Here is a 7,581-nt window from a genome sequence, read left to right as displayed (position 1 = left end):
CTTTTATAAACAGGATGGCATCATCAAGAAGCTGTTGACTCACCAGATTTTGGGCAATTAAATTGAGTTGGAAAGGGCTCTCATGATATGTCTTCATCAAATAGTCTGAATACCCCTTCTTTTTATCGTCATCTCCGGATGCCTGATAGAGCCCGAGTACGTTGGATTCATATTGAAGGTTGGAAGGAAACATCTTCAAAACCTGCTTGATATATTTCTCAGCAGTTTTGAAATCCTTTTCGATAAGCAACAACTCAAAGTAATTGGAATGTATGATCGGAATGCTTGACTTCTTATCGGCTAGATCGGAATAAAGTTCATGGGCTTTTTCATACTCACCTTGCTGGTAATATTCATTGGCCAGCTGAGCCTGTTCATTTTGCTGACCATAGATTGAATGTCCAACAAAAATCAAAATGCATATGGTTGATAAGATTCTCACTTTATACACAGTTCCTTATATACAAGATAATAATATAATTAGTTTATTTTAAAATAAGATCTATTATTAACGCTGTGGATTTGTGGGAAATTCCTAAAAATATAATTTGGAAATCTGATTTGTTTATAAGTCATGCGTTGTCTGTTGTTTATCTACAAGTTGTTAGACATGTAACTTACTGATAAGTAATGATTTATATTTAGTAAGTAGATAACTTAAATATAGTATGTTGATAAAGGCGTATTACATTTTGTGTTGGAGACATGTGGATTATATCGGACATATTAGATGTTGTTAGAGGCTTATCTTGTTAAGTAAGATAGTAATGTGTTTACCGCAGGTTTTACACACAGTAATACACAGATATCCACAGCTTATAAGGAGATATCAAGAAGCATATCGAAATTAGATCTTACCTCTGTTTCCTTAGGAAAGTGCTTAACCGGCTCAGGTAGTAAGTCTTTTCTGATGTTACCAATAGACCAAATGCTGTCTTTATTGCTATCAACGAGAAACCTCAGTGTGTATTTTCCTGGGGGGATATCGGTGAACCTACACGTACTACAGGAATATAACTGTTGATGTACTTCTTTCTTTTGAGCACTGATCAACTGTATAAAATATTGAAGAGAATCGCTTTTGACATTGACAGTCATTGTCCCCATATTTTCTGTATTGGGAAACTTGTATTTAAGATCAAGGGCTGATAATGTATCTTCTTCAATAGAAATAAAAGACTGTTCACCAATATTTAGTTGATAACTGTATGTATCATATTTTGATAGTAACTTTTTTCTAATGAGATCCAGAGTATCGGGATTTAGAGAATCAATTTGTATTGTTTTATCCCACAATGCTATACTATCCAAAAGTTCTTTTCTTTTGATAAGCTGTGGAAGAAGAGCTTCTGTATAGTTGTGATTCCATTTAATATCTATATTTTGGAGATAAAAGAAATTCATACTATCCAGTACTACTTTAACCTTTGACAGATCCCAGGTTTTTACGGGCTTGGTAAAACTTAGTAACAGACTTTGTTCAGGCTTTATGGTTTTAGTACTTGTTGGATTTGCCTGAACAGCAAATTCTACTTTTTTTCGTGAGCTTTCCTGGAACTTGATATAAGTAGTATCAACAGTAGTGTTTTTCAAGGAATCTATTGCTTCTATGATTACTCTGATACTATCTTTTGGATAGCCTTGAAAGGGGTTATAAAATCTCAAGGTTTCTCTATCTTCTGAAAGGCTGGAATTGATGGTCAGTACTGAATCAGTATCTAATATTTCATAATTAGAGATTTGCTTGGAGTATCTCATCTCATAATATCTACCACTTATTCTAGCTGAATTTACTTTAAGTTCAGAAGCATCAATTTGATAGGAATAAAATCTTAGTGAATCAGTGAGATTTACTGGGTTTATATAACCTGGTTGAAAGGCGTACTGTTCTTCATCCTCGTCAAAAGATAGATTTTTGTTTGCATCCTCAAATGCAATGAGTTTATAAAGACCATATTTTATGTTGTTGATGGCAAAGGAGCCATTTTTGGTAGTAGATGTAAAATAGGTAGGAGTGTCTTCAAAAATATTAGTTGAATCTGTTTTTGCATACAATGCGACTGTTGCTTTTTCACGACTTTTATCGGTCATTAAATCTTTTACAGTACCGAATACTTTCAAAGAATCAATGAAGTCACCTGTAGAAAAAGCCAGCACAAGATTGACAGGAGGATTCTTTTCTGTGATATCTGTAATAGCATCAAAAAAATTGAAAGTATAGGTAGTCGTATCCTGAAATGGTTCTTCAAACAGTAGTGTAATGGTGTTCTTTTTGATAAAGTGTTTAAACTTGACTTTGGTTGTTGGAGATATGATCAAATTTTGTTTGATCTTATCTGCTGCTATTCTTTCATTAAATTCCAGGATCAGGGTCTTATCATTAAAGTTTAAAGTTTGATCGACTGGATATGAACTAATCAGTATGGGTGGAATTGTGTCTTTAGGACCTCCTGATACAACACCTGGGTTGGCACATCTTTGAAAGAAAGTTAGGACGAGAAGGATGTTAATTCCAACTTTGAAATATTTCATTTCTTTAAAACGTATATTAGGCTTGAGTATTCTCCACTCGATTTTGCCTGACGATTGGATTTAAGCCCATTCTTAAGGGCAGATAGCATATTGTTACTTCCATGGTATTTTTCACTAAGCCATGATACATAAAAAGTATCAAGTTTCATTGGATGAACTTTAACCAAAGATAGTTTACAGGTGGTTGCGAGTGCCTTGAATGATGACTGAGAAAAGTGATATAGATGTCTTGGTACATCATAAGCAGCCCAATACTTCTTGTAGTGGAGTGCGTCATAGGAATTGATATTTGGTACCGCAATAAATAGGAGCCCGCCTTTCTTAAGTTTTTTACGTAGGATTTTTAAAACGCTTTTCAGGTCATGTACATGTTCTATAACATGCCAGGCAGTAATCACATCGAAGTCATCTTCATTAGAAACTTTTTGGATCGTATCATGAAACTTGATATTTGAATTGTTCAGTTGCTTAATATATGGATCATAGGCTACAGAATCCCATCCTGATTTGTGCATGAAATCTATGAAATGACCGGTGCCACATCCGTAGTCTAGTATTCTACCTGGTTTTTTGTATGAAAGGATTAAATGTCTTTTAGATCTAAGAGTAAAAGAACGTGCAATTTTATATATGCCATTGATGAGATTATTTGATTTGTTGGCATGAGAGATGTATTTATCACTTTGATAGTACTTACCTATATTATTTTCATCGGGTCTAGGATTAGTAAATACAAGACCGCATTTATTGCAACGTACCAGGGCGAAGCTTTCCTGGCTGATGGAATAGTCAGTACAAATTAAATGGTTGGTGAAAAGCGTATGCTTGCAAGACGGACACTCTTCTAGTTTTTGATACATGCTATCTTCCTATATAGACCATTAAAACAGAAACATCTGCAGGTGATACTCCACTGATCCTTGATGCTTGTCCTATTGTAGATGGTTTAATCTTTAATAATTTCTCTTTGGCTTCTTTAGATAAGGAAGGAATGTCGTTGTAATTAAAGTCAGGATTAATATTTTGATTTTCCAATTCATTCATCTTCTCACTGTTCTTCTTTTCTCTTTCAATATATGTCTCGTATTTGATTTGGATTCCAGCCTGCTCTATGCTTTCAGTAGAGAATTGATTGAGTTTGGATTGTAATTCAGGGTATATAATTTCCAGATCATGGATGGAAAAATTAGGTCTTTTTAGTAATTGAGACATTGAAGATTTGTCTTTTACTGGTGCCTGATCTACGGATGCTAATAATGGATTTATAACATCTGGTTTGAATTTAATGTCTTCAAGCAATGATATGACGTTCTTTGTTTGCTGTTCTTTATCAAGCATCTGCTGATATCTTGAATCATCTGCCAGTCCTAAACCATAACTAAGTTTAGTGAGTCTAAGATCAGCATTATCCTGTCTGAGAAGTAATCGGAATTCAGCACGGGAAGTAAACATTCTGTAAGGCTCTTCTGTGCCTTTATTAATAAGGTCATCGAGCAGCACACCAATGTAAGCCTGAGACCTGCCAAGGATAAATGGTGGTTGTTCTTTCACCTTCAGATGTGCATTGATTCCGGCCATCAAACCCTGGCAACATGCTTCTTCATATCCAGTGGTACCATTGATCTGACCAGCGAAATAAAGGTTTTCAATGAGCTTAGTCTCAAGTGTAGACGATAATTGAGTGGGTTGGAAGAAGTCATATTCAATGGCATAGCCTGGCCTAAACATCTTAACTTGTTCAAATCCTGGTACTTTTTTCAAAGCATTATATTGTACATCTTCAGGTAAGGAAGTAGAAAAACCATTGACATAGATTTCTACTGTATTCCAACCTTCTGGTTCAACGAAGATCTGGTGTCTGTCTCTGTCTGCAAAGCGATTGATTTTATCTTCTATGGAAGGACAATACCTTGGTCCAAGACCCTGGATCCTTCCGTTGAACATGGGAGATTTGTCAAATCCAGTTTGAAGTTCATTGTGTACTTCAGGACTGGTATAAGTAATCCAACAGCTCTTCTGTTGTGTTAAAGGTGTTGTTGAATTCAAATAGGAGAACTTACCAGGAAGGTCATCTCCGGGTTGTTCGGTCATTTTAGTATAGTCCAGACTACGTCCATCTACCCTGGGAGGAGTTCCGGTTTTCATACGGCCTGATTCAAAACCCAATTCAATGAGTTGTTCTGTAATTCCGGTGGCAGCCCTTTCACCTGTTCGACCCCCACCAAATTTCTTCTCTCCTATATGTATGACTCCGTTTAGAAAAGTACCGTTTGTTAGGACTACGGATTTCCCGGGTATTTCAAGTCCAAGGCTGGTTCTTACACCTGCCACCCTCTGGTCCTTTACAATAAGACCTGTAACCATCTCCTGCCAGAAGTCTACATTTTCTATGCCTTCTAGGGTAAGACGCCATTCTTCTGCAAATCGCATTCGATCGGATTGTACCCTTGGACTCCACATGGCTGGTCCTTTGCTCCGATTAAGCATACGAAACTGGATGCTGGTCTTGTCGCTTATGATACCTGAATAACCTCCCAGTGCATCTATTTCACGCACGATCTGTCCTTTTGCGACACCGCCCATTGCGGGATTGCATGACATTTGGGCAATCGTATTCATGTTCATGGTAGCCAACAGCACTTTGGAACCCATGTTAGCAGCGGCTGCCGCAGCTTCACAGCCGGCATGCCCTGCCCCCACTACAATGACATCGTATTCTTTAAACATATGCAGAGATGTTTCACGTGGAACATCAGACCCAAAGAACCCCTTTGAGCTTTGAATTGTTCCACGTGGAACGTTAAATTTTCAGCAAAGATATACACGTGTTTTCTTTCTTGCGCATGATTGCTTTTTGATTTGGTGTTTTATCATCGTATCCCAGTAGATGAATGACCCCATGAATCATTACACGAGCGAGTTCATGATCAAATTCAACCTCATACTTCAAGGCATTTTCTTTAACGCGGTCAATGCTGATGATGATTTCTCCATTGACCACCCTGTCCTTTTCACTATAATCAAAGGTGATGATATCGGTGAAAGTGTCGTGATTCAGATAGGATTGGTTGATTTCCAGGAGCGATTCATCTGTGGTAAAGACATAAGAAAGCTCCTCTAATGTGTAGTCTTCTTCGAGGATCACACCATTTATCCAATCTTTTAATTGTGCTTTCTCAAAAGGAAGATCGAAGTCGATGGCCGAATTCTGAAAATATATCGGAATCATTCAAGTGATCAGGAAAGATAGAAAAGCATTTCTACCTGTCTGCCATCATCATTAAAATGGACCTCATCGCACAAATGCTTCATAAGAAAAATTCCTCTTCCACCTGGTTTGTTCAGGTTTTCAGGAGAAGTAGGATCAGGTAAGCTGTGGTAGTCAAAACCTTGTCCCTGATCAGAAACAATAAACTTTATATGACTATTGTCGAGTATCAGTCTCAGAGTCACATTCTTTTTGCTATCGTTCTGGTTGCCATGTAGGATGGCATTATTTACTGACTCCGTCACTGCAATCATGATATTACCATAAATGTCATCATCCAGAGAATACTTCTCCTTGGCATTGTCGATGAAACTCTCAATAATCCTGATGTTTTCAGATAGAGATGGTATTTGAATTTGAATCTCGTTCATTGTTATTCCTCTTCACTCAAGCGTCTAAAATAGTCGTTTACTTCTTTTTTATAAAATGGATTTAGCTCAATTGGTATAGTTTTTAATAATTCTATCTCATTTTCTCTGGCTTTGAGATATTCTTCGTATGCCGGCGGGTTTTTTCTTTGATAGTTATCTGCCGTTTCCCCTTCCCTCTCCGGGTCAATCTTTTGCTCACGCATTGATTCTTCGGCTTCCAACATCTTGGTCACAAGTTTTTTCTGCCGTTCAATCAGCCTTTGAGTTAGCTGCTTATTCACCAACTCCAACTCACTCTCTTCCATCTCTTTTATGATCTCATTGAGGGAATTTCCAATCTTTTCTCCATCTGGCTGACCATTCAGTTTTTCTTGCAGTGCCTTCATTTGTTGACGGATCATCTCCTGCTCTGCAGCCATGCGAGCCAGTTCTTCAGAAAGCTCCCTTCCGGATTTGCCGCTCTTTTTCAATTCCTCAATCTGTTGACCCAACTGCTTTTGTAGTTCGCTCAACGATGGCTGTTCAGAAGGATTACCCGAGGCCATGCTCATGGCATTTTGCATTTGCTGAAGCACATCCGAGAGTAGCAAGGCCAGATTATTTACAGATGTCATGGCAAACTGTTGATGGCTCATGGCTTTTCCTTTGTTTCTTTCCCTTAGCTCATTCATTGCAGATTCCAGATTTTCGTTTATAGTCCCTACTTCGCGGGTAATAAATGCACTGATCTGAAAAACGCGTTCAGAGAGAGAATATAAACTGTCTTCAATGATCTGAGCATTGTCTATAAGCTGTAGCTGTTCTTGTGATAACTCTATAAACCTGGGGTCTGATTGTCTGACCTTTCTGAATTCATCAATGATTTCTTCCTGATCAAAGGAAAGTTTAACCAGGTTATCCAGGATATTTCGAAGGTTATCAATGTTTTCCTGCATCATGTCCATCTCCATATTGTTCTGCATTTCGGACATTTTCTGAGCGAGACTCTTCATTTGCTCACTGGTTTCCTGCTGCTTTGATTTTGTTGCTTTGTTTGGCTTGCTGTTTTGTTTTAGCTGTTCGGACAACTCCTCCAGATTCTTTTTGATGTCTTGCTCGTCCTGTTCAAAATCCTGTAGCGGTTCCGGGTTTTTCATCTCCTGGTTCAACTGCTCCATCTTTTCGATCTTTTCCTCCAGGTCCTGGAATTTTTCTTTGATCTCTTCCTGCTGAGAACTCACATTTTCGTCCTTCTCCATTTGAGAGATCTTTTCTTGTTTTTCTGCGAGTGACTCCAACTCTTTGATGTTTTCTCCAAGCATAGATTCTAACTTGAGACGTTTGAAAAGTTCCAGCGCACGCTCTAATTCATTTTCAAGATTTTTCTCATTTAGCTGCAGCTTTTCCAGTTGATTTCGAACCTGGTCAGAG

6 protein-coding genes and 1 pseudogene are annotated in these 7,581 nt (G+C 37.8%); all 7 read right to left on the bottom strand.

Annotated elements, in window-relative coordinates:
- Positions 1–415, bottom strand: a 415-nt coding sequence (locus RLO81_RS11905; RefSeq protein ID WP_350111770.1) for a tetratricopeptide repeat protein, incomplete at its 3' end; no start/stop codon positions are given.
- 401 nt (positions 416–816) lie between these two features.
- Positions 817–2,532 carry an Ig-like domain-containing domain gene (locus RLO81_RS11900; protein WP_350111768.1) on the bottom strand — a complete coding sequence of 572 codons (1,716 nt, stop codon included), beginning with the start codon at positions 2,530–2,532 and terminating at the stop codon, positions 817–819.
- Positions 2,529–3,392 carry a class I SAM-dependent methyltransferase gene (locus tag RLO81_RS11895; RefSeq protein ID WP_350111766.1) on the bottom strand — a complete coding sequence of 288 codons (864 nt, stop codon included), beginning with the start codon at positions 3,390–3,392 and terminating at the stop codon, positions 2,529–2,531. Before RLO81_RS11895 ends, RLO81_RS11900 begins: the two co-directional genes overlap by 4 nt.
- Position 3,393: 1 nt before the next feature.
- Complete coding sequence (gene mnmG / locus RLO81_RS11890) at positions 3,394–5,259, bottom strand: tRNA uridine-5-carboxymethylaminomethyl(34) synthesis enzyme MnmG (protein WP_350111764.1); 1,866 nt, start codon at positions 5,257–5,259, stop codon at positions 3,394–3,396.
- A gap of 73 nt (positions 5,260–5,332) precedes the next feature.
- On the bottom strand, positions 5,333–5,761 hold the full coding sequence (gene ybeY, locus RLO81_RS11885) for an rRNA maturation RNase YbeY (RefSeq protein WP_350111762.1): 429 nt from the start codon (positions 5,759–5,761) through the stop codon (positions 5,333–5,335).
- 8 nt (positions 5,762–5,769) lie between these two features.
- Entirely contained in the window at positions 5,770–6,171 is a 402-nt protein-coding gene (locus RLO81_RS11880; protein WP_350111760.1) for an ATP-binding protein, read from the bottom strand.
- Between the two features lie 2 nt (positions 6,172–6,173).
- Positions 6,174–7,581 (bottom strand): annotated as a pseudogene (locus RLO81_RS11875) (DUF4175 family protein); the annotation flags it as partial.

Origin of the sequence: Fulvivirga sp. (assembly GCF_040220315.1) — a bacterium.
Classification (GTDB): domain Bacteria; phylum Bacteroidota; class Bacteroidia; order Cytophagales; family Cyclobacteriaceae; genus Fulvivirga.
This window is presented reverse-complemented; position numbering and strand designations above follow the sequence as displayed.